Annotated in this window: 23 protein-coding genes; 8 read left to right on the top strand and 15 right to left on the bottom strand. The window is 65.7% G+C overall.

The features are described 5' to 3' along the window. Nucleotides 1-4 precede the first annotated feature (4 nt). The 3 genes from AU072_RS17055 to AU072_RS17045 are packed head-to-tail and all read left to right on the top strand — an operon-like array spanning nucleotide 5 to nucleotide 2,762. Nucleotides 5-412 (top strand): YybH family protein, encoded by a 408-nt coding sequence (locus tag AU072_RS17055; RefSeq protein ID WP_064415024.1) that lies wholly within the window; start codon nucleotides 5-7, stop codon nucleotides 410-412. After that, a complete protein-coding gene (locus AU072_RS17050; RefSeq protein ID WP_064414869.1) occupies nucleotides 409-1,755 on the top strand; it encodes a Dyp-type peroxidase in 1,347 nt (448 codons plus the stop codon). Before AU072_RS17055 ends, AU072_RS17050 begins: the two co-directional genes overlap by 4 nt. Then, nucleotides 1,752-2,762 (top strand): hypothetical protein, encoded by a 1,011-nt coding sequence (locus AU072_RS17045; protein WP_064414868.1) that lies wholly within the window; start codon nucleotides 1,752-1,754, stop codon nucleotides 2,760-2,762. The genes AU072_RS17050 and AU072_RS17045 overlap by 4 nt, the downstream gene beginning before the upstream one ends. A 21-nt stretch (nucleotides 2,763-2,783) precedes the next feature. Here AU072_RS17045 and AU072_RS17040 read toward each other — a convergent pair whose 3' ends face one another. Next, on the bottom strand, nucleotides 2,784-3,572 hold the full coding sequence (locus AU072_RS17040) for a spirocyclase AveC family protein (RefSeq protein ID WP_064414867.1): 789 nt from the start codon (nucleotides 3,570-3,572) through the stop codon (nucleotides 2,784-2,786). A gap of 203 nt (nucleotides 3,573-3,775) precedes the next feature. Here AU072_RS17040 and AU072_RS17035 point away from each other — a divergent pair, with 203 nt between their 5' ends. Next, complete coding sequence (locus AU072_RS17035) at nucleotides 3,776-4,432, top strand: TetR/AcrR family transcriptional regulator (RefSeq protein WP_064414866.1); 657 nt, start codon at nucleotides 3,776-3,778, stop codon at nucleotides 4,430-4,432. On the opposite strand, the gene AU072_RS17030 is transcribed toward AU072_RS17035, so the two are convergent. The 10 genes from AU072_RS17030 to AU072_RS16985 are packed head-to-tail and all read right to left on the bottom strand — an operon-like array spanning nucleotide 4,429 to nucleotide 16,004. Then, nucleotides 4,429-5,307, bottom strand: coding sequence for a mycofactocin-coupled SDR family oxidoreductase (locus AU072_RS17030; protein ID WP_064414865.1), 879 nt, complete (start codon nucleotides 5,305-5,307; stop codon nucleotides 4,429-4,431). The two genes, AU072_RS17035 and AU072_RS17030, sit on opposite strands and share 4 nt — an antisense overlap. 24 nt (nucleotides 5,308-5,331) lie before the next feature. After that, a complete protein-coding gene (locus tag AU072_RS17025) occupies nucleotides 5,332-6,600 on the bottom strand; it encodes a cytochrome P450 (protein ID WP_064414864.1) in 1,269 nt (422 codons plus the stop codon). Then, entirely contained in the window at nucleotides 6,597-7,508 is a 912-nt protein-coding gene (locus AU072_RS17020) for an SDR family NAD(P)-dependent oxidoreductase (protein ID WP_064414863.1), read from the bottom strand. Before AU072_RS17020 ends, AU072_RS17025 begins: the two co-directional genes overlap by 4 nt. Next, nucleotides 7,505-8,728 (bottom strand): cytochrome P450, encoded by a 1,224-nt coding sequence (locus AU072_RS17015; protein ID WP_064414862.1) that lies wholly within the window; start codon nucleotides 8,726-8,728, stop codon nucleotides 7,505-7,507. The genes AU072_RS17020 and AU072_RS17015 overlap by 4 nt, the downstream gene beginning before the upstream one ends. A 9-nt stretch (nucleotides 8,729-8,737) precedes the next feature. After that, on the bottom strand, nucleotides 8,738-10,189 hold the full coding sequence (locus tag AU072_RS17010) for an aldehyde dehydrogenase family protein (RefSeq protein ID WP_064415023.1): 1,452 nt from the start codon (nucleotides 10,187-10,189) through the stop codon (nucleotides 8,738-8,740). Nucleotides 10,190-10,208: 19 nt separating this feature from the next. Then, nucleotides 10,209-11,096, bottom strand: a complete 888-nt coding sequence (locus tag AU072_RS17005; protein ID WP_064415022.1) for an SDR family oxidoreductase — start codon at nucleotides 11,094-11,096, stop codon at nucleotides 10,209-10,211. A 25-nt stretch (nucleotides 11,097-11,121) separates the two neighbouring features. Beyond that, the gene (locus AU072_RS17000) at nucleotides 11,122-12,318 is read right to left on the bottom strand and encodes a spirocyclase AveC family protein (RefSeq protein ID WP_407937609.1); all 1,197 of its coding nucleotides are present in this window, start codon (nucleotides 12,316-12,318) and stop codon (nucleotides 11,122-11,124) included. After that, nucleotides 12,269-13,381 carry an ABC transporter substrate-binding protein gene (locus AU072_RS16995; protein WP_064414860.1) on the bottom strand — a complete coding sequence of 371 codons (1,113 nt, stop codon included), beginning with the start codon at nucleotides 13,379-13,381 and terminating at the stop codon, nucleotides 12,269-12,271. The genes AU072_RS17000 and AU072_RS16995 overlap by 50 nt, the downstream gene beginning before the upstream one ends. A 60-nt stretch (nucleotides 13,382-13,441) precedes the next feature. Beyond that, nucleotides 13,442-14,248, bottom strand: coding sequence for a CbbQ/NirQ/NorQ/GpvN family protein (locus AU072_RS16990; protein WP_064414859.1), 807 nt, complete (start codon nucleotides 14,246-14,248; stop codon nucleotides 13,442-13,444). 55 nt (nucleotides 14,249-14,303) lie between these two features. Further along, entirely contained in the window at nucleotides 14,304-16,004 is a 1,701-nt protein-coding gene (locus AU072_RS16985) for a nitric oxide reductase activation protein NorD (protein ID WP_064414858.1), read from the bottom strand. Nucleotides 16,005-16,084: 80 nt separating this feature from the next. On the opposite strand from AU072_RS16985, the gene AU072_RS16980 reads away from it, so the two are divergent. The 4 genes from AU072_RS16980 to AU072_RS16965 all read left to right on the top strand — a co-directional run bounded on the left by AU072_RS16980 (nucleotide 16,085) and on the right by AU072_RS16965 (nucleotide 19,713). Continuing rightward, entirely contained in the window at nucleotides 16,085-17,014 is a 930-nt protein-coding gene (locus AU072_RS16980) for an SDR family NAD(P)-dependent oxidoreductase (RefSeq protein WP_064414857.1), read from the top strand. Nucleotides 17,015-17,104: 90 nt separating this feature from the next. After that, complete coding sequence (locus AU072_RS16975; RefSeq protein WP_064414856.1) at nucleotides 17,105-17,752, top strand: nitroreductase family protein; 648 nt, start codon at nucleotides 17,105-17,107, stop codon at nucleotides 17,750-17,752. Then, nucleotides 17,749-18,282 (top strand): nuclear transport factor 2 family protein, encoded by a 534-nt coding sequence (locus AU072_RS16970; protein ID WP_067390835.1) that lies wholly within the window; start codon nucleotides 17,749-17,751, stop codon nucleotides 18,280-18,282. Before AU072_RS16975 ends, AU072_RS16970 begins: the two co-directional genes overlap by 4 nt. Before the next feature lie 141 nt (nucleotides 18,283-18,423). Beyond that, complete coding sequence (locus AU072_RS16965; RefSeq protein ID WP_234787673.1) at nucleotides 18,424-19,713, top strand: TetR/AcrR family transcriptional regulator; 1,290 nt, start codon at nucleotides 18,424-18,426, stop codon at nucleotides 19,711-19,713. Between the two features lie 88 nt (nucleotides 19,714-19,801). On the opposite strand, the gene AU072_RS16960 is transcribed toward AU072_RS16965, so the two are convergent. Genes AU072_RS16960 through AU072_RS16945 form a run of 4 tightly spaced genes read right to left on the bottom strand, consistent with a single transcriptional unit; the run spans nucleotide 19,802 to nucleotide 24,046 of the window. After that, a complete protein-coding gene (locus tag AU072_RS16960) occupies nucleotides 19,802-20,998 on the bottom strand; it encodes a cytochrome P450 (protein WP_064414854.1) in 1,197 nt (398 codons plus the stop codon). Next, nucleotides 20,995-21,984, bottom strand: coding sequence for an LLM class flavin-dependent oxidoreductase (locus AU072_RS16955; RefSeq protein WP_064414853.1), 990 nt, complete (start codon nucleotides 21,982-21,984; stop codon nucleotides 20,995-20,997). The genes AU072_RS16960 and AU072_RS16955 overlap by 4 nt, the downstream gene beginning before the upstream one ends. Nucleotides 21,985-21,990: 6 nt before the next feature. Continuing rightward, complete coding sequence (locus tag AU072_RS16950) at nucleotides 21,991-23,064, bottom strand: NAD(P)H-dependent amine dehydrogenase family protein (RefSeq protein ID WP_064414852.1); 1,074 nt, start codon at nucleotides 23,062-23,064, stop codon at nucleotides 21,991-21,993. A gap of 13 nt (nucleotides 23,065-23,077) precedes the next feature. After that, entirely contained in the window at nucleotides 23,078-24,046 is a 969-nt protein-coding gene (locus tag AU072_RS16945; protein WP_064414851.1) for an LLM class flavin-dependent oxidoreductase, read from the bottom strand. Nucleotides 24,047-24,125: the final 79 nt, after the last annotated feature.

The following is a 24,125-nucleotide window of genomic DNA, read 5'->3' as shown; positions in this document are numbered from 1 at the left end:
GGTCATGAGCGCGGCGGATCCACTGGCCGCGGTGCACCGGTACATCGCAGCCTTCAACAACGGCGACGTGGCGGAGATGGCGTCCGCGTTCGATTCCGCGGCAACGATCCTCGACGGAATGGCACCCCACGTCTGGCAGGGCGCATCCGCGGCGCAGGATTGGTACCGCGATGTGATTGCCGAGTCAGCTCACCTCGGCGCCTCAGACTATGTCGTCGGCGTCGGGGTGCCCTTGCACAACAGCGTCAGCGATGACCGCGCCTACCTCGTCCTGCCCGCGACGATGACGTTCAGCCTGCGGGGCGCGCCGGTGAGGCAGGACGGCGCATTCTTCACGGTGGCCCTTCGCCGAGCATCGCAGGGCTGGCGAATCACTGCCTGGGCGTGGACGAAAGGGACTCAGCGGCAATGATGTCCACCACAGACGAGCTCGAGCTCGACGACATACAACACATCCTGCTGACCCGCACGCCCGCGATCACGGGACGGTACGAGTTCCTGACCTTCGACTCCCCGGAAGGGGGCCGCGCGTGGCTCAGCGCACTGCTCGACAAGGTCCAGTCGGCGGCTGATGTCCGCGCCACGATGGACACTTCGGATCGCTGGGTCACCCTGGCCTTCACGTGGTATGGCCTCCGCGCGCTCGGAGTCGGCGAGGAGTCGCTGGCGACCTTCCCCGACGCGTTTCGCGAGGGAATGGCCGCGCGCGCCAGCATCCTCGGCGACACCGGAGCGGCCGCACCCGACCACTGGCTCGGCCGACTCGCCGGTGACGATCTGCACGCGATCGCGATCTTGTTCTCCCGGACCGATGAACAATGCCGCAGATCCATCGACGAACACGACGAACTACTGGCGCGCACGGAGGGGGTTCGTAGCCTCTCCCACCTCGACCTCAACGCGACCCCCCCGTTCAACTACGCCCACGACCATTTCGGCTTCCGCGATCGCCTGTCGCAGCCGGTGATGAAGGGCTCCGGCGAAGATCCGACACCGGGTTCGGGAGACCCCCTGGAGGCGGGCGAATTCATCCTCGGTTATCCCGACGAGAACGGGCCCGTGCTGGATCTACCCGAGCCAGAGGCCCTGTCGCGCAACGGTAGTTATATGGCCTATCGCCGGCTTCAGGAACACGTAGGGCTGTTTCGCGACTATCTGAAGACGAATTCCCAAACGTCGGAGGACGAAGAACTGCTGGCCGCGAAGTTCATGGGCCGCTGGCGGAGCGGCGCCCCACTCGTACTCACACCCGACAAGGACGACCCGGGGTTGGGCGCTGATCCCATGCGCAACAACGACTTCAATTACAAGGAGATGGACCCTTTCGGTTACGCGTGTCCACTCGGCTCGCACGCCAGGCGGCTCAACCCTCGTGACACCGCGCACTACATGAATCGACGCCGGATGATTCGGCGCGGCGCAACCTACGGCCCCGCGCTGCCCGTCGACGCACCTGAGGACGGTGTTGATCGCGGCATCGCCGCCTTCATCATCTGTGCCGATCTCGTACGCCAATTCGAATTCGCGCAGAACGTCTGGATCAATGACAAGACGTTCCACGAGCTCGACAACGAGCACGACCCGATCTGCGGCACACAGGACGGCACTCTGGACTTCACGGTGCCCAAGCGGCCCATTCGCAAGGTGCACAAGGGTATTCCAGCGTTCACCACGCTCAAAGGTGGCGCGTACTTCTTCCTGCCCGGTCTGGGTGGCCTCCGTTACCTCGCTCAATTGGGGGGACCGACACGATGAACGGTACTTCGGCGCGCACCTACAACCAGGACCACATCCCGCGTTCGCACGATGGGCGCAGACGCATCAGCATCTACTGGACGTGGAGCTATCCCTGGGAGGCACAGCGCAACACAGGAGAGATGTACAACCGGTTCTCGACGATGACAGAAGTGCGAAACGCACTGTGGCCCAGTTACGAGACGACCGAGTACGACGCCGCTCACTTCCTGCAGGGCATCGCGGGAACGCTGGAACTCTTCCATCGGTCGACGCTGGCCTTCCAAGCGCTGGCCGGGGAGGCGACCGGACATCCGGTGGCGGTCTTTCAGCGCACCGACCAGGCCGGGTATCAACTGCCGATCGACGAGCGGATCCTCGAAGACACCGACACCCTGATGGTCTTCGGGCTCGACCACATCCTGTCCGAACAGGAGGCCGCTCCCGAAGAGATTGCCGCTATCGAGCGGTGGCTGCAGCGAGAGGGCACATGCCTGCTGCTCGCCCCGCATCACGATGTCGGTTTCAGCGACGACTTCGCGCAGCGGCAGATGGAATTCGAACACCACGGCGATCCGTTGGTCCCGCGCCAGCAGCGGTTCGGGCAGTACACCCGGTCGCTGATGGCGGCGCTCGATGTCCCCGTCCTCAACAAGTGGGGTCTGCGACCCGCGGTCGTGCCGGGCACACGCGAAATCGCGCCCCTGACCGGGAATCACGATCTCGATTCGGTTGACCTACTCGCCAACGTCACGACATTCAACTTCCACCCGCACCTGCCCCACTACGAATTGACCGCGCCCGAGAGCGACGGCGTTCGGGTACTCGGCCGTCAGCGTGTGGACCCCGACCGACCGCACCCGTTCACCGCCGACGGCACCAGCGAGTTCAACGCGCTGATCTGGATGCCGCCGGCGGGTCAACGCGCCGGCGACATCGTGCTGATCGACTCCACACACTTCACGACGCTGTTCGGAGGAACCGACAGCCTGCGCAACCTGTGGCACAACGTGGCGACCATGCGGTGACGGCAGGACCGGGCGAAGGGTTCAGCGGGGCTGGTTCGGCACCCCGGGGAACAGCTGCTCGGTGGGACCGGAAGTCACGTAGCCGCTGAGCTTCGTCACCAGGTGCGGCGCGAAGACCGCGCCGTACATGAGGTGGCCCACCACGACGGCGGCGGCGATCGACAGCAGTGAGGAACCGACACGGCTCGACGATCGTTTGTCTGCCCACACCTCGATCACGTTGCGCCCCTTGGCGTCAACACGCCCGAGGAGATAGGTGAAGACCATCATCTGCAAGCCCATCGCGATCGCATCGTAGATCGGATACTGGAACTTGCTCCCCTCGAAGATCGCCAGTCCCGGAATCACGTAGCCGTAGTAGAAGACCCCGAGGCGGGGGCCGAAGAATCCGTTGAACAGCAGTGCCCAGCAGAACCCGACGAGCAGACCCACGATCAGCAGGGTTTGTGGTCTGCGCCAACCGAATCGCCGAATCAGCCTCCGCCCGAGCGCGGCGCCGATCACTGCGGGCAGCACGAAGTAGGGGATGTATCCGATCGGCACCGATGACGGAAGTCCGCCGCCCCACGTCATGTTCATCGGCCACCACGACGGCATGCGCGGAAGTGCGGGAGGGAACTGGGCGTACACCGCCCAGTCGTAAGGTGCCTCGATCCACGAGAAGGAGATCGCCGAAATCGAGACCAGCAGCAGCGGATGAAGGCGGCCGCGCCGGATGCTCAGATACACACCGTAGGCCAAAAACAGCACTCCGCCGACGTAGGCGAAAGACAAGCCGACGATCAACGCCGGCGTCAGCTCGGTGCTCATCGCTCGTCCTCCGCAACCGGTCTCTCACCGCGCGCTTCGGGATCGAAGTACAGCACCAGGCCGACGATCAAGACGAGCAGCCCGAACAGCGTTCCGAGCATGATGAGTTGGCCCACGACCACGTTCCTTCCGCACCCACGTCAGCTGTAATAGTGCACACTATTACACGCGTCGGGGTCAAGGGCCGACTATCGTCATTTGCCGTGCCCCAGCGACGTTCGGCGAAGAAGGGATCGGCCGGCGTGACGCAGGCCTCACGCAGGGCCCCCGGCGAGGCCCGGCGGCTCCTGCTCGACGCCGCCCGCGACCTGTTCGCGCGCCGCGACTACCGCAGCACCACGACGCGGGAGATCGCCGAGGCGGCCGGCGTGTCCGAGTACCTGCTGTTTCGTCACTTCGGCTCGAAGGCCGGCCTGTTCCGGGAGGCCCTCGTCCTGCCGTTCACCGATTTCGTCGACGACTTCGGTCAGACTTGGCAGGCCGTCATACCCGACAAAGTCACCGAGGAGGAACTGACTCGGCAGTTCGTGGGGCGTCTCTACGACGTTCTCATCGAGCATCGAGGCCTGCTGCTCACCCTCGTGGCCTCGGACGGACTCACCGACGAGGAGATCGACGGCGCGGGCATCGCCGACATCCGGCGCGCGCTCACGTTGCTGGGTCAGATCAGCGCCGAAGGTATCCGATTGCGCGGGCTGCGTTCAGATCAGCCCGATCTTCCCGCGCACTCGACGGTCGCCATGATCGTCGGGATGGTGGCGCTGCGGTCCACCTTCTTCGGCAACAGACCGCCGTCGCGTGAGGCGATCGTCGACGAACTCGTGCAGGCGATCCTGCACGGATTTCTGCACCGGCCTTAACCCCCGGGCCCGTTGGGCCATTTGAGCAGTGAACCGGCGTCGACGCGGATGTGCTGGCCGGTGATGTAGCGGCTGTCGTCGCTGGCCAGAAATACGCCGAGGTTGGCCATGTCCTCCGGCTCGATGTACGGGATCGGCATGGCCTGAAAGAGTGAGAACAGCGGTTCGGCGTCTTCGCGGGTCGGCGTCTTACCTTCGGCTTTCAGGTCGGGCCGGAACACGCCGTACATCCCCTCGTTCTGCAACAGGTGGGTGTTGCAGTTCGTCGGATGGATGGCGTTGATGCGAATCATCCTCGGTGCCAGGTGAAGACACATCTCGTCGACGTACTCGATCACGACGCGTTTGCTCCAGCCGTATCCGGCACCGCCCGGCCCCATGTCCGGGCTCGTCGTGGTGCCGCGGATCATGCCGGCGGTCGAGCCGGTCACGATGACCGACGCACCGTCGGGCAGATGCGGAAGCGCCACCGCGACGGTGTTCATCACCCCGACCAGGTCGACGTCCGACGCGTCCACGAAGCCCATCGGATCGGGGTTTCCCATCGCCATCGGCAGAATGCCGGCGTTGGCGACCACGATGTCGATCTTGCCGAGGTCGGCGACACCGGCCTCCACCGCCTCCCGCAGTTCGTGGCGCTCGCGGACGTCGGCGACCCGGGCAACGACGCGCCGCCCGATCTCCTTGACCGCGCGCTCGGTTTCGGCGAGGTCTTCGGGTGTGGCGAGCGGATAGGGGTTGGACGGGATGTCGCGGCAGATGTCGACAGCGATGATGTCGGCACCCTCCCTGGCCATCGCGATGGCATGCGCGCGGCCCTGACCTCGGGCGGCCCCCGTGATGAAAGCGACCTTGCCGTCGAGCTTTCCGGTCATGTCATTACTCCTCTGCTCGCAGGGCTAGGTGATCGGATTGAAGGTGATGTGCAGTTCGGACAGCCCGCGCATGATGAATGTCGGCTCGTAGGTGAAACGTCGCTCCTCGGGCGGGCCGTGATGTTCGGTGGAGATCGTGATGTCGGCCATCCGGTCCAGGATGCGGTTCAGCGAAATTCGTCCTTCTGCACGGGCCAGCGGCGCACCCGGGCAAGAATGGACCCCGCGGATGAACGCGATCTGTTCGCGCACATTCGGCCGGTCCGCGCGGAAGGTGTTGGGGTCGGTGAACTTACGATCGTCGCGGTTGCAGGCTCCGGGGAGCAGCATGACGGTCGTGCCCGCCGGTACCTCGACTTCACCGATCTTCGTTGTGGTTCGCGCCATCCGGAAGTGGGATTTGACGGGGCTCTCCATCCGCAGGGTTTCTTCGAGGAACGCGGGAATCTTGCTGCGGTCGTGGCGGAGTTCCTTCTCGTAATCCGCGCTGTCGGCGATGAATCGGACCGCCGAGCTGACAAGTTTGGTGGTCGTCTCGGTGCCGGCGGCGAACAGGAACGTCGACAGGTTCATCACGTCTTCGATGTCGGGAGTTGACCCGTCCTCGTGTTTGGCCTGCGCCAGCTCGGTCAGCACATCCTGGCGCGGGGCGCGTCGGCGGTCCTCGATGTAGGAGTAGAACTTCTCGTTGAGCCACTCCAGCGGGTTGTGTGAGGTCGGCGCCTCCTTGCCGAGCTCGCCGACGGTTTCGAGCGCGAAGACCTCCTTGAACTCCTCGTGGTCTTCGGCGGGCACACCGAGCAGGTCGGCGATGACCAGCAGTGAGAACGGTTTGGCGTAGGCAGACAAGAACTCGCAGCTGCCCTTGTCGAGGAAGGTGTCGAGTTGCCGATCGGCCAACCGCCACATGAAGTCCTCGTTCTCCTTGAGGCGCTTGGGTGTGATCAGTTTATTCAGCAGCCCCCGTGTGCGGGTGTGCAGCGGCGGGTCCTGCGATGTGATGTGTTCGGCCATCGGGACAGCGGCGCGGTGCTGTTCGATCAGCTCGCTGACGTCATCGGATTCACCGGGACCGAAGGGCATACCGGAGAACGGACCGGCCACCGATACGCAGGACGAGAACGCGGGGTCCTTGTAGACGGCGAGCGCCTCGTCGTAGCCGGTGACTGCGAGCACGTTGAACGGGGTCGCCTGCACCACCGGACATTTGGACCGAAGGAAGTCGAAATACGGGTACGGATCGGGCACGAGCTTTTCGTCGGTGAAGAAGTCGACGGTCTCGAAATCGGTCACAGAACACTCCTGGTTGCTTCGGTCACATAGGCATCGTCGACGTTCATGATCTGGTCGAGGGTCTCCGCGATGTCTTCGACGGTCAGGGGCTGCTTCCAGACGCCTTGGCTGCGAACCACAGCGAGGCGGGAGACACCACCCATCCCGGTCAGCAGGACCTCACCGTTGAGCGGGCACGATCGGTGCGCAAGGAAAGCCGCTGCGGGAGCGCATAGTTCGGGAGGCATGCTGGCGTTGATCTCGTCCATCGTCTCCTCTGACATGCCGTACAGCTGCGCGAGTTGCGGTCCCTGCGATGCGGACATGCGTGTGTAGGCGCGCGGCGCGATCGCATTGACTGCGATGCCGTGGGGCGCACCTTCGGTGGCGAGGTTTCGAGTCAGCCCCCAGACCGCCCCCTTGGCGGCTCCGTAGCTGGTGAGTTCCGGGATGCCGCCGAGCATGGCCTCGGACACGGTGTTGACGATGCGGCCGCCTCCGGCGCGGATCAGATGTGGCCACGCAGCCCGCGAGACGAAAAGCGTTCCGAAATAGTGCACGTCGAGCATTCGCCGGTTCCGGTCCGTCGACAGTTCCTCGAAGAGACCCGGGTCGTGCACTCCGGCATTGTTGATCACCGCGTCGATGTGTCCGAACGCATCAACCGCGGCGTCGATGATCGACTGTGCCCCCGCCTCGTCGGCAACCGAGGCGCTGCACGCCACCGCCCGGCCACCGGCTTGCACGATTTCCTCGACGACTGCGTCCGCCGGTCGCGATGCGCATGCGCGGCCGTCGATATCGGCTCCGTTGTCGGCGACGACGACTCGTGCACCCTTCGCGGCAAGCAGCGTCGCATGGCCGCGGCCAATTCCCCGCCCACCGCCGGTGATGACCACCACCTGCCCGTCGAAGCGAAGATCGGTCATGGGCTCGCTGGTGTGTCGAAGACGATGGGCAGCGCGGTCGGAGACCGGAATACCTGCCCGCGGATGTAGGCCTCCTCGGCGCCCGGATCGAGCCGCAAACTGGGCAGGCGGTCCAGCAGGAGGTTGAGCGCCACCCGCATCTCCAGCCGCGCCAGGTGCATGCCCAGGCAGACGTGCACACCGTGGCCCCACCCGATGTTGGCCTTGGATTCGCGGAAGATGTCGAACTGATCGGGATCGGGGAACCGTTCGTCCTGCCGGTTGGCCGCGCCCAACACCGGCATCACCGAGGAACCCTCGGGAATGTGGACCCCGCCGAGTTCGGTGTCGCAGGTGGCCACCCGGGTGATCATGCTCAGCGGCGGCTCCCAGCGCACCGCTTCCTCGATCGCCTGCGGTATCAGCGACCGGTCAGCCCGAAGTGCCTCCAGCTGTTCGGGATTGGACAACAGCCCGAACATCAGGTTGCCCAGCGACCTGTAGGTGGTCTCCACCCCGGCGGGCAACAGCAAGCGCAGGAAGGAGAAGATCTCCTCATCCGAGAGCTTCTCGCCATCGATCTCGGCCGCCGCCAGCCGGCTGATCAGATCGTCGCGGGGCTCCTCTCGGCGGGCGGCCAGGATCGGCCTGAAGTAGTCCGCCAGCGCCAGTGACGCTTCCCGCCCACGTTCGGGGTTGACGGTGAACGACAGCAGCGAGATGGACCACTTCTGAAACTGCGCGTAATCGTCCTGCGGCAGGCCCAACAGCCCGGCGATGATCAGCGTGGGGTACGGGAAGTTGAATTCCTTGACCAGGTCGGCGCTACCCCGGTCGGCGAAGCGGTCGATCAGCGCGTTGCCGATAGGGGTGACCAGCGTGTCTTCCCAACGGGCCAAGGCTTTTTGCGAGAACGCCTTGGCCACCAGGCTCCGGTGCCTGCCGTGTTCGGGTTCGTCCATGCCCAGCATCACATGCTTGCCGAACACATCGCCGAACGCCTGGATGATGATCGACGAGGAGAACGTCTCGTTGTCCCGCAGCATCTGCTGCGCTTCGTCATAGCGGTAGACCATGACGATCGGCTTGCCCTCTTGCCCTGGAATGCCGGGGATCTCGATCTTCTGGACCGGCTCCTCGCGACGCAGCCTCGCCAGTTCGGTGTGGGGGTCACGCACATCGCCCGACACGAAGTCGTCGAATTCGCCGAAGTCCTCGAGGTCGTCAAACAACAGTTGCATGTCTTCTTCCTAGGAACCGGCCGGATAGGCGACGGACTTGATCTCGGTGTACTGGTCGAATCCCGCGACACCGTTCTGGCGCCCGATGCCGCTGGCCTTGTATCCGCCGAACGGCGTGTCGGCGCCGTACCCGGCGGTGCCGTTCAACCCGATGAATCCGGCGCGCAGTCGCCTGGCCACCGAGAGGGCGCGCTCCAGCGTTCCGGCCATCACGTTGCCCGCCAGTCCGTACGGGCTGTCGTTGGCGATGCGCACCGCGTCGTCCTCGTCGTCGAACGGGATCACCGAGAGCACCGGGCCGAAGATCTCCTCCTGGGCGATGGTCATCGAGTTGTCGACGTTGACGAAAAGCGTGGGCTTGACGAAGAACCCCTTGTCCATGCCGTCGGGTGCCTCGGCTCCGCCGACGAGCAGGGTCGCCCCCTCCTCGACACCCTTGTCGATGTATCCGCGGATCCGGCTGCGCTGTTTGTCGGAGATGACCGGGCCGCACAGGGTGCCGGGATCCTGCGGATCGCCCGGTGCGACACCCTCGTAGATTCCTTTGAGGATCTCGACGCCTTCGTCGTAACGGGACCGCGGCAGCAGCAGCCGGGTGGGGTTGGCGCACCCCTGACCCGCGTGCATGCAAGGCGCGATGCCCATCATGCATCCCACCGCGAAGTCCGCGTCCTCCAGCACGATGGTCGCCGACTTGCCGCCCAGTTCCAGGAACAGCCGCTTCATCGTCGCGGCGCCCTTCTCCATGATGCGGCGGCCCACGACGGTGGACCCGGTGAACGAGATCAGGTCCACCTTCGGCGACAGGGTGAGTTCCTCGCCGACGAAGTGATCCGATGCGGTGACGACGTTCACAACACCCGGTGGGATGTCGGTGTTCTCGGCGATCAGCCGGCCCAGCCGGGTGGCGTTGTAGGGGGTGTTGGGCGCCGGTTTGAGCACGACGGTGTTACCGGTGCCCAGGGCCTGGCCGAGCTTCTGGATGGTGACCTCGAACGGGAAATTCCACGGCACGATCGCCCCGACCACGCCGACGGGTTCGCGCCAGACCTTGCGGGTGGTGTTGACCCCGGTGACCGACACGAGCGCGTCGCCCAGCGACGTCTCCCAGGGATATTCGTCGATCAGCCGCGCCGGAAATCTCAGGGCGTCGGACAGCGGCGCATCCAGCTGCGGGCCGTGCGTGATCGCGCGCGGACAGCCCACCTCGAGGATGAGTTCCTCACGCAGCTCTTCCTGCTCGGACTCGATCGCCTCCTGCAACTGCAGCAGACACTTCTGGCGGAACGCGTGATTCGTCGACCAGTCCGTCTCGTCGAAGGCCCGCCGTGCCGCGTCGATCGCGCGGTGCATATCGGCCTTCGAGGCATCGGCGACCTCGCCGAGCACCTCCTCGGTCGCGGGGTTGATGTTGGTGAAGGCGCCGGCCTCACCGTCGACGAGCTTGCCGTCGATCATCATCTTCGATTCGAAGCGAACGTCAGCCATGGTCTCTGCTTCCTCGTAGCGCGCCGAATCGCGGGATGCCCATCATCAGCCGGATCATCTGATGCAGTCCGGCAGAGGGGAACACCCGGTTGGCGATCAACAACATTCGAGCGTCGGGCCCTACCGACCGCTTGACGAACGGCTTGGAGCTGTCCAACGCCTTGGCCAGCCCGGCCGCGAACTTCTCGGGCGATCGCGCCGCCATCCGCATGGCGGCCCGGCCACGCTTGTCCATCGTGCTGTGATGCGGCGCGTAGGGACCGTCCAGATCGCGGCAGTCGGTGGTCCCCGCATCGGTGATGATCTCGGTGTCGTAAGTGCCGGTGACCAGGATCGTGACACCGATGCCGAACGGCGCGACCTCTGCGGCCATCGACTCGCCCCAGCGCTCCAACGCCCCCTTGACAGCCGAATACGGTGCAGTGGCGGGCATTCCGCGTACACCGCCCTGACTCGACACCAGCACGATGCGGCCGCGCCCCGCCTCACGCATGGACGGCAGCAGCGCCTTGGTCAACGCGACGGGGCCGAAGATGTTGGTTGCGAACATCTGCTCCCACAGGCTCACCGGAGTCTCCTCGACCATGCCGGCCGCAGAGATCCCCGCGTTGTGCACCACGGCGTAAGGCGCACCGACGGCCTCCTCGATGGACTTCGCGGCCGCCTCGATCGACGCGGTGTCGGTCAGGTCGAGCGGAACGCCGATCAGGTTCGGGTCCTCCGGCGCGGCGCCGGTCGTCTCACGCAGGCGTTGTAGGCCGGCGTCGACGGACCGCATCGCCGCAATGACGCGCCAGCCCTGCCGGTACAGGTGAGACGCCGAGGCCAGCCCCAGCCCCCGGGAGGCGCCGGTGATGACGACGCTGCTCTCGTTCCTCATCGTCTGCTCTGCGCGCAAGCGCCCATCACCCATTGGCGTTTTCCGGCGCGCACCGGTCGCTCTTCTCACCCAGTTCCACCTGCGGACGCCCGTCGGGCTGTCCACTCATCCAGGTGGACATGATCCCGACCGAGTACGGGCCGGGTTGGCCGTTCGCTTCGTAAAAGCCCTGCGGGTCATAGACCTTCACTTCCGGATACGGCCACGGGCAGGCCACCGAGGTGGAGATCTTGGTCGCCTTCACGATCGCGAACAGCCCGCCATAGCAGAAATAGGCGATGTTGATGATCACGAACATCACGATGAACGTGCCCAGCCTGGGCCTCGAGGCGAAGATGCGGGCCCGCTGAGCGAGCTTCTCGGCAACGGACTTACCGGTGTCGTCGCGGTAGAGCAGCACACCTGCGGGAATCATCACGAACGTCACCGCCACCACTTCCCAGATCAACGGGAACTGATAGGTATCTCCGGTGAACACCGATGCCCACGGCGGCACCTGCGAATAGATGTACATGCCGGTGCGCACCAGGGTGATCTCCAGCGCCGCGTCCACGACCACGCCGATCGGGAAGATGATGGCCGCCAGGCTGATCAGCGGGTGACGCCAGACGAACGAGTCAACGGGCCTGCGGGCCTGCAGTTTGCGCAGGATCCAGATGGCCGGAAAGTACGGCCCGAGGTAGAACATCACGTAGCCGAGAACCACGAACGGTTCGACAGTCGGTGACAGTGACACCAGCGGCCAGTCCTCGGGCAGGTGCGCCAGTTCCGGGTTGTAGACCGCAAACGGCGACCAGTTCATGATCGGGTCTTGCCACACGATCAACGAGGTGACCAACGCCATCAGCAGCGTCGGGTTGTGTGGGTTGCGCCGCCAGTGCACCACCCACAGCGTGACGATGACGGCCATCGTGATCACGGTGAAGGTCTCCAGGATCACCACCCAGGTGGAGGTGCTCCACCCGAACAGCACCTCCACGGGCCGCGGTGTCCCCTCGACATCGGGATTGGCGATCCGCGGTGAGCCCGGCCCCTTGCGGGTGTTGACGGCGAAGAACACCGCGATGGCGAGGAGCGCGGCCACCGAGATCGTCGGCCCGAGCCAATTGCGCTTCGGTGCTTCAGCGGGCGCAGGCGTGGGGTCGGCCTTCGGTGTTTCGGTGGTCACGGGGCTACTCCTCACCAAAGCGGTCGACGAGATGCGAGTTGACGCCGTCGGCATCGAGCCTCCGGGCCACGAGGTATCCGGCGCCCATCCAGGCTCGCCGCGTCCAGTTGCCGAACGACACGCGGGTACCCGGCGCGCCCGCGGCGGCGGGCATCATCTTGACGCGTTCCAGCGCCTCCTTGACCCCCCGCGGGCTCAGCGGATGAGCATCGGCGCACGCACGTAGCAGGGCCGAGGCGACATCGCAATTCACAACGGGCACACAGTATTCCGGTCGGCGACCGAACTTCTCCTGGTACTTGTCGAGGAACCGCTGACCGACGGGGTTGCCCTCGTCGTACTGGTCGACGCCCGTCCACCCCATGAACGCGTTCCACATGATGGGGTTGATCCACGCGTTCTGGAACGCCGTACTGGTGAACCGCGGTGGATCCCAACCGAGTTCTTCCAGGGCCGGGTTGACGAACACGATGCCGAACCCGAAACCGGCGTGTACCACGGCCTGTGCCTTGGCCTCATACAGTGTGCGCACCGCTTCCGAGACATCCTGGGCCGTCTGCGCGATCGCGGCTTCGGCGACGATCCGGATCCCCTTGCGCCGGCACGCCGTCCGGAAGTTCTTCACGTACGTCTCGCCGACCAGTGACTGCTCCATGAGGACACCGACCTCGTGGTGCCCGCCCTTGGCCAGAAGATCTGCCCAGAAGATCGGCTCGTCGGTCAAAGACCCCTGCGGAAACGCGAACGTCCACTCCCCCAGCCAGGCGTCGCTGCCGGTGACGCTGAGCGCGGGCACCCGGAACCTCTCCTCGATGGCCTCGCGGGTCGGTACGCAGTTATCGGTGATGTGCGGACCGAACACCGCGAGGCACCCCTCGTCGACGAGTTCGCCGTAGGCGTCGATCACCGCTTTGACCGAACCTTTCGGCAGCCCCTCGACCTCTTTGTAGATGATCTCGATGGGCCGATCGATCACTCCGTTCTCAACGGCCTCGGCGAAGATCAGCTCGAAGGGATTGGACAGATCTTCCTTCATCTCCTGTGGGTAGAGGTCGGGCAGCTTGAAGTCCATGAGGTACCCGAACTTGATTGGTTCCGCGGTGCTCTCGTAGGACATGCCACCTCCGTTGATGAAACCTAATATTTGTTCAGACAGTAGCGAGGGTCATGATCGCGGTCAATGGTCCGGAGCCTGGTCGACCAGGTACGCGTCGATCATCTCGACCAAACCGCGGGTCACGGTGGCGTCATCGGTGAGCGGACCGGCGATCGCGGCGCGCGCCGCATCCCGTGGGGTCAGGCCTTCGGCGATCAGCCGGCCCGCGGCGATCAGGACCCGCGTCGAAGCGACTTCGCGGAGGCCCCCCGTCTCCAACCTCCGGATCGCATGGCCCAGCCGGACCAGTTCTGCGGCACGGTCGTGGGCGATACCCGCTTCGCTGGCGACGATCTTCTCCTCGACGTCGGCTGTCGGAAAACCGAATTCGATCGCCACCATCCGCTGCCTGGTGGAGTCCTTGAGGTCTTTCAGCACGCTCTGGTAGCCCGGGTTGTAGGAGACCACCAGGCAGAACCCCGGTGCCGCGTCCAGCGTTATCCCCAGCCGTTCGATCGGCAGTTGTCTACGGTGGTCGGCCAGCGGATGCAGCACGACGGTGGTGTCCTGGCGGGCTTCCACGACCTCGTCGAGATAGCAGATGGCGCCGTCGCGGACCGCACGCGTCAGGGGCCCGTCGACCCACTCGGTCTCACCGCCGCGCAGGAGGAACCGGCCGACGAGATCGGCAGTGGTCAGGTCGTCGTGGCAGGCGACGGTGATCAGCGGACGATCCAGGTCGTATGCCATCGCCTCGACGAACCGCGTCTTGCCGCAGCCCGTGGGACCTTTGAGCGCGATCGAGAGCCCCTGCTGGTATGCGGCCTTGAAGACCTGCTCCTCGTTCGCGACGGGCACGTAGTAGGGCCGCGGGGGCTTCACCTGCATGGCTTCCCTTCGATTCGGGCTCGCTTAGGACCCTAGCGCGGAACAGATGTTTGGTTCAAGGTGTAGTCGCAGTCGATACGCGCCGACGCAGGTCGGCGGTGCGCAGCGCCGAGCGGAACAACGGACCGATCACGCCGGCCAACTGCGCGGGCTTGGGAATCGACGCATGCGCGGCACTGCCGAACACCCTGCCCAGCTCACCTGAGTCGGTGGCCGCCCCAATGGACAGGCACAAGCAGCCGATACCCTCGCGGCGAGTCTCACCCAGTGCCTTTCGGACGTCGGCCGCACCGTACAGCCGTTCGTAGCCGTGGTCGTAGGCCAAACCGTCGGACAGCACGACGAGCAGTCGACGCGACGTGCCGGCCTTCTCCCTCATCACCGCGCTACCGTGGCGGATCGCCGCCCCCAACCGTGAGTAGGCGCCGGCGGTGAGGCTGCCCAGGCGCCGCATGACCATGGCATCGAGGTGATCGTCGAAGCGCTTGACCGGCATCAGATTGACCGATGAGCGGCCTTGCGACTGAAATGCGTACAGCGCCACACGGTCTCCGAGTTCGTGCAGCGCGATCGTCAGCGCCGCCGCGGCCGCCCGCTGCTGTTCGTGCACGGTCTGCCCGAAAGTGCCCGCCTCCCCGGCCGATCCAGAGATGTCGAGCAGGATGAGCACCGCCAGGTCGCGTCGTCTACGCAGGTTGTCGAGGTAGACGGCCTCGTCCGGCGTCGAACCCGCCAGGGTTTCCACGCGCGCCTCGACCGCGGCATCGACATCGATGTCGTCACCCTGGGTCTGCCGGTGGCATCGGTCCAGCCCGATACCCAGACGGGTCAGCGGCCGCCGCAACGCGTGAACATCCGGACGTGCCAGCGTTTGTCCCTCCTCGATGGGAGCCTCGATTTCGAGCACCGTGCACCAGTCCGCTCGGTAGCGGCGCCGTTGGAAGTCCCACTCGGGGTATGTGCGCCCCTCGGTGTCGGAAGCATCCCAGCCGTCGGCGTCCACCGCCCCGGCCGCACCCGACGTCACTGCGCCCGCACCGCGAAGTCCCTTGCGGGACCTATGGGTTGGCGTGTCAGCGCCAGGTGTGCCGCCACCGGCGAGTTTCCGCACGCTCTTGGTCATACGTTTCAGGAGCTTGCCGAGCGCGCCGCCTCCGCCGACTGGGCTCGAGAAGGGGTCGATCACGTCCTCACCATCGGCGACTTCGTCATCGTCGCCGAGCTCGGCCAACTCTCTGTTCGATTCGCGGCGCGGCGCATGCCCGCCGGCCGGTTCCACCTGCGCGGCGACGGCGCGCGCCGCCAACAGCTTCTGCGCTTTGATCACGCCGAAGCCCGCGGGCGGATCGGCGATGTCACGGTGCTCCCCCGCCAGCTTCAGCGAGCCGACCGCCGAATCCGCGCGCGCCGCCAGTTCGCAGTCCAGGAGCGAACGGACGCGCGACGGCAGCAGGTCGTCGTTCACCGACAGCGCCCGCTGGCCCTCGACCGCGAGATACCGCCGCGCCAGCGCTGGACGCCGAACGAGTTTTCGCACCACGTCCGGGTCCAACCCGCCACTGGCCAGAAGCGACGCCTGCACCGTGACCGACTCGAGTTGGCGGTGCGCGCCGGCTGATGCGTCGACGAACACCGTGACGCCGTCGGTCCACGCCGGTTCACCAGCAGCGGCCGGGGCAACCGCTACCGTGCGGCCGGCCAGCGCCGAGGCCAGCAGCGCCAAGCGCTTGGGATCATCGGCGTCCTCGCTCGGCATCGAGCGCGCCCTTTCTCGTTGACCAAATATCTGTTCCAACGTAGAGTCCGGCCGGACCGCCGTCAATCGCCGGAGGGACGATGATCGATTTCACCGACCAGGTCGCCGTGGTCACAGGCGCGGGTCGCGGGCTCGGCCGTGTCTATGCGCTCGAGTTGGCAAGGCGCGGTGCGTCGGTCGTCGTCAACGATCTCGGCGGAACCATGCACGGTGCCGGGAAGGACACGGCGGTCGCCGATCAGGTGGTCGACGAGATCACCGCGTCCGGCGGGACGGCCATCGCGTCCTATGACTCGGTGGACAGCCCGGCGGGCGGTGCGGCGATCGTACGGACCGCCGTCGACGCGTTCGGCCGGCTCGACGCGGTGATCAGCAATGCGGGCATCTTCAACTCCATCGCATTCGACGAACTGACACCCGACGACTGGCGACGCATGCTGTCCGTCCATCTCGACGGCGCGTTCTACCTGTCACAGCCCGCCTATCGAGCAATGAAGGCGCAGGGTTACGGACGGCTCGTGTTCGTCGCGTCGTCCGCGGGCATGTTCGGCCAGCATCTGGAGGCACATTACGCCGCGGCCAAGGCCGGCATCGTCGGCCTGACCAATGTCATCGCGCTCGAAGGTGAGCCGCACGGAATCCGCGCCAACACCGTCCTGCCCTTCGGGATCTCCCGCATGGTCACCGAAACGTTGGGTGACCCGAAAGCCCTCGAGGACAACGGCTTCTTCGCCGCTATCCGTCCCGAGCTCGTCGCTCCGCTCGTGGTGTACCTGGCCAGCCGGGCCTGCGATGTCAGCCATCAGAACTTCTCCGCCTGTGCGGGCCGGTTCGCCAGGGTGTTCATCGGGCTGAGCGAGGGCTGGCTGGCACCACGGGACGGTGATCCGACGGCCGAGGACATCGCCGAGCATCTCACGGACGTAGCAGCGACGGAGCCGTTCACCATTCCGGGATCGATCTACGACGAGGTGTTCGCGGTGACCCGGCGCCTCGGCGTCACCGGCTGACGTCGCTGCCCGAACGGGCCACGGCAGCATTGACCAAAGATCTGTTCCGCATTATCTTCGGCACGAAGCCCCACCACAAGGAGCCCCCCAATCGATACCGATCAGCTCCTCACGACGACCAGGTCGGCTCGAAAGTCGCTCGACCTCGACGCCCCGGTGGATCGCGACGTGGTCGCAGAGTGTCTTCGGATCGCGATGCACGCCCCGAATGGCTCGAATCAACAGAGTTGGCGATGGGTGGCCGTACTCGACGAAAGGCTCCGGGCGCGGCTGGCCGAACTCTATCGGGATGCCTATCTGCAGAAAGTCGGCGGCCAGTTGATCGCCGACCTGCTGCCACCGGATACACCCGGCAAGAAGATCATGTCCTCGACCGAGTGGCTGGTCGAGAACATGGCGAAGGTCCCGCTTCTCGTAATCCCCTGCTACGAACCGTATCTGCCGCGCGTCGACGGCGACGAGTCCTTCTACCAGGCGACGCTGTACGGTTCGATCTTCCCAGCAGTATGGAACTTCGCGCTCGCGCTTCACATGCGCGGCTACGGAACGTGCGTGACGACGCTGCACCTGACTCACGAGGCAGCGGTGCGCGATCTGCTCGACATCCCGGAAAGTTACGTACAAGGCTGCCTGCTGCCGGTCGCCCGGCTTCGACCCGGTGTCCGGTTCCGCCCGGCGCAACGACGACCGATCTCCGAGGTGGTCGCCGTGGACACCTGGGAGGGGACAGCGCTGTGAACGAGAGACTGCAGGAGCTGTGCGACCGCGCGGACATCTTCGACTGTATGCAGCGGTACGCGCGCGGGATGGACCGACGCGACCGCGAATTGGTGCGTTCGGCCTACCACGACGGCGCCGTCGACGAGCACATCGGGTTCGTCGGCCCCGTCGACCAATTCATCGACTGGGCATTCGCGTACCACGAGACGCAGACCCGCTACCAGCACTACCTGGTGAACCACACCGCGGACATCGCCGGCGATCAGGCCCACGCCGAAACCTACTATCTGTTCGTCGGCACCGACCGCGCCCCGGCGAACCACTTGACCGTCAACGGAGGCCGCTATATCGACCGGCTCGAGCGCCGCGACGGCCGGTGGGCCATCGCCGCGCGGGTGTGCGTCGTGGAATGGCACACCGAGGGGACGACGCTGATCACCGACGAGACCATGGGATTTCTCGCCGATATCCTCACCGTCGCACACGACCGCACCGACATCTCCTACGAGCGCCCGCTGCACCCCGTTCGCTCCCCGGCCAGCTCGTGACCAAGCGGTGCCGCAATCCCCGCTTTCACCTCGAGCGACACTGTGCACCGGCTCGGCTCTGGTAGCGTTAACCAAACTTTGGGTCGGTTCGACCAAACAGGTGGACGGGAGCCTGGTGTTGGAGGTGCTGTGGGGCGTCGTGTGACGCCGAAGGCCGACCTCGCGAAGCATGCAGGCAATTCCTACGACGACGGCACCCGGCGGACCGAGATCTTGCAGACAGCGGCGTCGTTGATCGCCACGTCCGGGCTGCGAACCTCACTCCAGGAGATCGCCGACGCCGCAGGGATCCTGCCGGGCAGCCTGTATCACCATTTCGAGTCCAAGGAAGCGATCCTCGTCGAGTTGCTTCGGCGCTACCACGACGATCTCGATCGCATCGCCGATCACGCCCTCGATCGGCTCGACGACCCCGCCCCGCTGTCGGCGTTCGATCGGATCGTGGAGCTGGGCGCCGCGATCGCCCAGTGCGCGGTCACCCACAGCGCCGCGCTACAGATGACGTTCTACGAAACACCGACCTCGAACCCCGAACTGGCCGCACTGGCCCAACAGCGCCCGGCGAAGATTCTCGAGGCGATGGTGCAGACGCTGCGTGCCGCGCGGTGGAGTGGTTATCTGCGGCCCGATGTCGACCTGCCCGTCCTGGCCGACCGGGTCGTCCAGTCGATGCGCCAGGTCGGACTCGATGTCATTCGGCACAGTGCGGGCGCCGACAAGGTCGCGGCCACGTTGTGCCGGATCCTGCTCGAAGGCCTGGCCACCGTCCCGCCGACCGACGCCGAACTCGATCGATCCGCCGCATTCATCGCCGCCGACGACGCGGTCAAATCGTGGATCGAGGATGAGCAGAACGCCCGTGACGACAAGGCCGCGCATGTACGTGCGGTGGCCCGTGCCGAGTTCGGGCGAAAAGGGTACGAGGTCACCACGATCCGCGACATCGCATCGGCTGCGGGCCTCGGCACCGGAACGGTGTACCGCCTGATCGGGTCGAAAGAGGAACTACTGGCCTCGATCATGCAGTCGTTCGGCGAGAAGGTCGCCGAGGTGGGGTGGACCAGCGTGCTGCGGTCCGACTCGTCGGCCGTCGAGAAGCTCGATGCGCTGAGCTGGATCCACACCAATGCCCTCGCCCACTTCGGCGACGAGTTCCGGATCCAGCTGGCATGGATGCGGCAGTCCCCTCCGGACACTCCGAACATCGCATGGCTGTTCACCAAACGCGTCCGCCAGATGAGATCCCTACTCACCGCCGGGATTCGGTCGGGTGAGATCGCGGTCGACGCGCCGTCGAACGAGACGCTGGCACGCGTCGTCATCGGGGTGTCGTGGATCCCGGAGAACCTCCTCCACGATCTGGGCCCCCGGGCGTCGCAAATCCATGTGCGCGACACCCTGCTGCGCGGAGTCACCACGCGCTCGGCTTGAGGGCGCCAAACTCTGCGCGAGCGCCCACCCCTTGAAACAAGGGGTCCCAACCGTACAACGATGCGCGCTCGCGAACCCAGTGACCGCGTCAGCCGACGGTGATCGGCAGCTTGCCCCACCCTCGCACGCTCGAGGTGTGAGCCATGGCGGCGTCGGCGTAGTCGACCTCCCACTCGGGCCACCGGCGCAGCATCTCCTCGAGTGCGACCCTGGCCTGCATCCTGGCCAGCGATGAGCCGAGGCAGAAGTGCAGCCCCTGCCCGAACGACAGGTGTGATCCGCCGCGATGGATGTCGAAACTCTCCCCGTCTGGGTAACGCCGCTCGTCACGGTTGGCAGAACCGTTGAGCAACAACATCACCGAACCCTCGGCAATCGTCTGCCCGTAAGCCTCGGTTTCCCGAGCGACGTATCGGGCCTGTACCGGCGACGGCGCCTGATAGCGCAACACCTCCTCGATCGCCTTCGGGATCAACGAGAAATCTTCGACGAGTTCGCGTCGCTGATCGGGGTGCTCGGCGAGCATCTGGGCGATGAAACCGATCAGCCTGGTCGTCGTCTCGTTACCGGCGCCGGCGATCATGGATGTGTAGGTCAGCACCTCGATGCGCGACAACGGCCGCAGCCGGCCATCGTCTTCGACCTCGGCGTTGAGCAACTGCGTCATCAGATCGTCCGACGGATGCTCGGCCCGCCATTCGATGTAGTCGGCGAACAGCTGATAGGCGTTCTCGAACGTCGCAGCCGAAACCGCCTGAAAACTACCCTCTTTCAGCCCGATCGAGGCGTCGGTGTTGTCGCGGATCTGCTGCTGGCCCTGCTCGGGGATGCCCAGCAGGTAACCGATCGTCCGCATCGGGATCAGCGCCCCGAAATCGCCGATCACGTCGAAGCGGGAGGCGCCGGCCAAAGAGTCGAGCGCGCGCACGCAGAACTGGCGTACCAGGTCTTCGATGGCCTCCATCCGGCGCGGCGTGAAGACCTTCGACAGCACCCGTCGGTGAATGTCGTGAAGCGGCGGATCCTCGAACAGAATCACCCCGGGTGGCACATCGACACCGCTCATGATGACGTCCATCGTGGTGCCCTTGCCCGACCGGTAGGTTTCCCAGTCGTGTAGGCCCTTGGCGACGTCGTCGTAGCGGCTCAGCGCGAAGAAGTTGTACTTCTCGTTGTAATACAGCGGCGCCTCGTCGCGCATCCGCTTCCAGATCGGGTACGGATCGTCGTCGATGTCGAAATCGAACGGGTCGTAATACAGGTCGACGGTGTTCGTGTCGGTCATGGGTTGCTCCCTCTCGTCGTGGTCAGGTTCGCGAGCACATCGCCGACTCGCCTCAGGTACGGCCAAGCGATCTCGGGTGGAATACCGCCGCACAGCGGTGAAAGGTTCAGAAACCCACCGCCCGACACGATTTCAATCGCCTCGGTGGTGTCGATGATCCGGTGTGAGGTGTAGGCGTTACGCAGCTCTTCCACATCGCGCGCCGCCGAAATCCCGGCGGACGCGCTGTTGCCGGGGTTCCACTGCGCATACATCCGGGCGTCGTGCAGCAAGTATGTCCCGAGCTCCTCCCACGCGGCGTCGACATCGTCGGCGAGGAAGGTGACCGTGGGCGTGTCGGGTGGCGGCAACAGCATCGCGCCGGGCTCGTGCCCGTGCTCCCGCGACGCTGCTTCGTACGCCTCCCGCATGCCGGACACGCTGCCGTTGGCGAGAAGTCCGAGACCATATCGGCCGGCCCGGCGCGCCGCCGCAAGGCTCGCACCGCCCCACATCAGCATCGGCCCGCCGTCGGTGCACGGCGGTGGTGACACCGTGATACGACGGCCGGCGTGGACGGCGGGTCGGCCGCTCAGCAGCGACCTCAGCAGCGCGAGGTTCTCGTCAGCCAACGCACCCCGGCGCGACCGCTCGAGTCCGAAGTGATCGAACTCCTCGGGCCGATAACCCAGCCCGAACACATACGACGCCCGGCCGTTGCACAGAATGTCGAGCACCGCAATGTCTTCGGCCAACCGGACAGGATCGTAGAACGGCACGATGACCACCACATTCAGCAGCAACCGCTCGGTGCGGGCCGCGATCGCCGATGCCAACATCAGCGGTGCGGGCAGATACCCGTCCTCGGAGCCGTGGTGCTCGCACAGGATCGCCGCCACACAACCGTGTCGCTCGGCCCACGCCGACATGTCGATCGCCGCCGCGTACAGGTCCGTCGTAGCCGCGCCGAAGCTCGGGGCGCGCATGTCGAAGCGGATGGTGAACACTTCCGATCACCCGAAAGCATGCCGGGGCAACGTGTTCGGCAGGTCAAGCGAGCTCAACAGACCGGCGGGTGCCGCCACGACATAGGGAATCGCGTTGACCACACGCATCGCCGTGGCGGCCATCGCGGCGTGCCCCGCGCCGTGGCCCTCGGCGGCGCCGACGTTCATCGCGCAGTGAATGTCGGGATCACCGTCGATGTCGACGCGGTAGGTGGCGTCGAACTCCGAGGACAGCCAGTCCGGCGCCACATCACGCGCCATCCGGATGATGTGCTGGACGACGATGGCTTCCCTGCCGTTGACCACGCCCGCGGCACGAGTGCTCACCGCACCACACGTCCCGGCCTTGATCGTGCCGAACGCCACCTCGATGTCGCGTTCCGTCACGCGACGGTCGAGGGTCCCGCGGACTTCCTCGACCTCCACGCCGAGCCCCGCCGCGATCAGGTGAATCGGTGCCCGCCAGGCCATTTCGATGAACCCCGGAGTCTTCAGAAGGGGTTCGAAATCGAGCGGATGGCCGAAGCCCATGCCGTTCATCATCACGTCAGCCACCGGGTAGTGGTCGTTGAGCGCGACCTCGGTGACGGTCAGGCACCGAATCCGCTTCGACTGCGTGGCAAGGACCAGCGCGAGTTGATCAGAACCGAAGCCCGGAAAGATCCCCGAGGCGTAGAACGATGCGCCGCCCTTCTTCGCCGCCTGTTCCATCTGGTCGCGCCACTCCGGTGAGTAGTAGGCGGGCGGATAGATCAGCGTCGTCGACGATGTCGACACCACGTTGATCCCGGCTTCCAGGAGTTTCAGGTAGTCGGGCACCGCACCCGCATCGCGTTCGGGGCCGCTCGCGGCGTACACGACGCAGTCTGGCTGGAGCGCGACCAACGCGTCGGCGTCATTGGTCGCCGTCACCCCGATCGGCTCACCACCGGCCAGCTCCCCGGCGTCCTTGCCGATCTTGTCCTCGGAGTGCACCCACACCCCCACCAGCTCGAGGTCCGGTCGGCTGCCGATCGCGTCGATGGCGATCGACCCGACGCCGCCCGTCGCCCAGACCACGGTCCTCAGCGGTGTTGTCACGAATCCTCCTGTCTCAGGTTGACGCGCTCACCCGTGCGGCGCGCTCGAGGTAGGGCCAAGCCAGATCTGGCGGTAGGCCGCCGCACAGGGGAAGCAGCGGTAGCGGTCTGCCGCCCTGGACGTACTCGGCGGCCTCCTCGGATGTGAAGATGCGGTAGGGCCCACCGGCCTCCCGCAGCTCGGACACGGTCTGCGCCGTCGAGATACTCGCCACCGCATCGTCACCGTGCCGGTAGGAGGCGGCCATCACCGCGTCGTGCAGCAGATGCGGTCCCAGCTCCCGCCACGCCGCATCCACATCGTCGGCGACGAAGACGGTCGTCGGGGCACCCGCGATGGGAAACTGCATGAGGCCGGGTTCGAATCCGTTGTTGCGACACTCGGTTTCGTAGAACTGTTTCAAGTCGTCCGAGGCGATCTGGGAGATGAAGCCCAGCCCGTGCCGGGCGGCGCGCCGGGCCGCGGCCTTGCTACCCCCGGCGATCAGCATGTACGGCCCGCCAGGGGATACCGGCGGTGGTGTCACCACAACGCGGCGCCCGTCGACCTCGACCGTCTCTCCGGTCAACAACCGCCGCAGCAGCGCCAACGATTCATCGGCCAGCGCACCTCGCCGGCGCATGTCCACGCCGAAATGCTCGTACTCCTCGGCACGGTGGCCGATCCCGAACGCATAGGAGACGCGGCCGCGACTGACGATGTCGAGCACCGCGATGTTCTCGGCCAGGCGCACGGGGTCCCAGAAGGTGATGGGCACGGCGGCCAACAAGATGGCCAGGCGGGTGGTTCGCGCGGCGATCGCCGACGCCAGCAGGTGCGGCGCGGGCAGGTGGCCGTCCTCGGTGCCGTGATGTTCGGACAGCACGGCGATCACCGCCCCGCGCGTCTCGGCCCACCCGCACATCTGCATAGCGGCCGCGTAGAGCTCGGTCGCCGGCGCTCCGAAGGCGGGCGCGCGCATGTCGAAACGCAGCGTGAACATCAGCGCCGCAACAAGCCCGAGGCATTCACGACGACCGACTCTAACCTAATTTTTGTTCTGGTTTCCATTAATAGTGGAT

This window comes from Mycolicibacterium novocastrense, assembly GCF_001499835.1.
Taxonomy (GTDB): domain Bacteria; phylum Actinomycetota; class Actinomycetes; order Mycobacteriales; family Mycobacteriaceae; genus Mycobacterium; species Mycobacterium novocastrense.
Note: the sequence above shows the minus strand (reverse complement) of the source record. Positions and strands in the feature narration are given on the sequence as shown.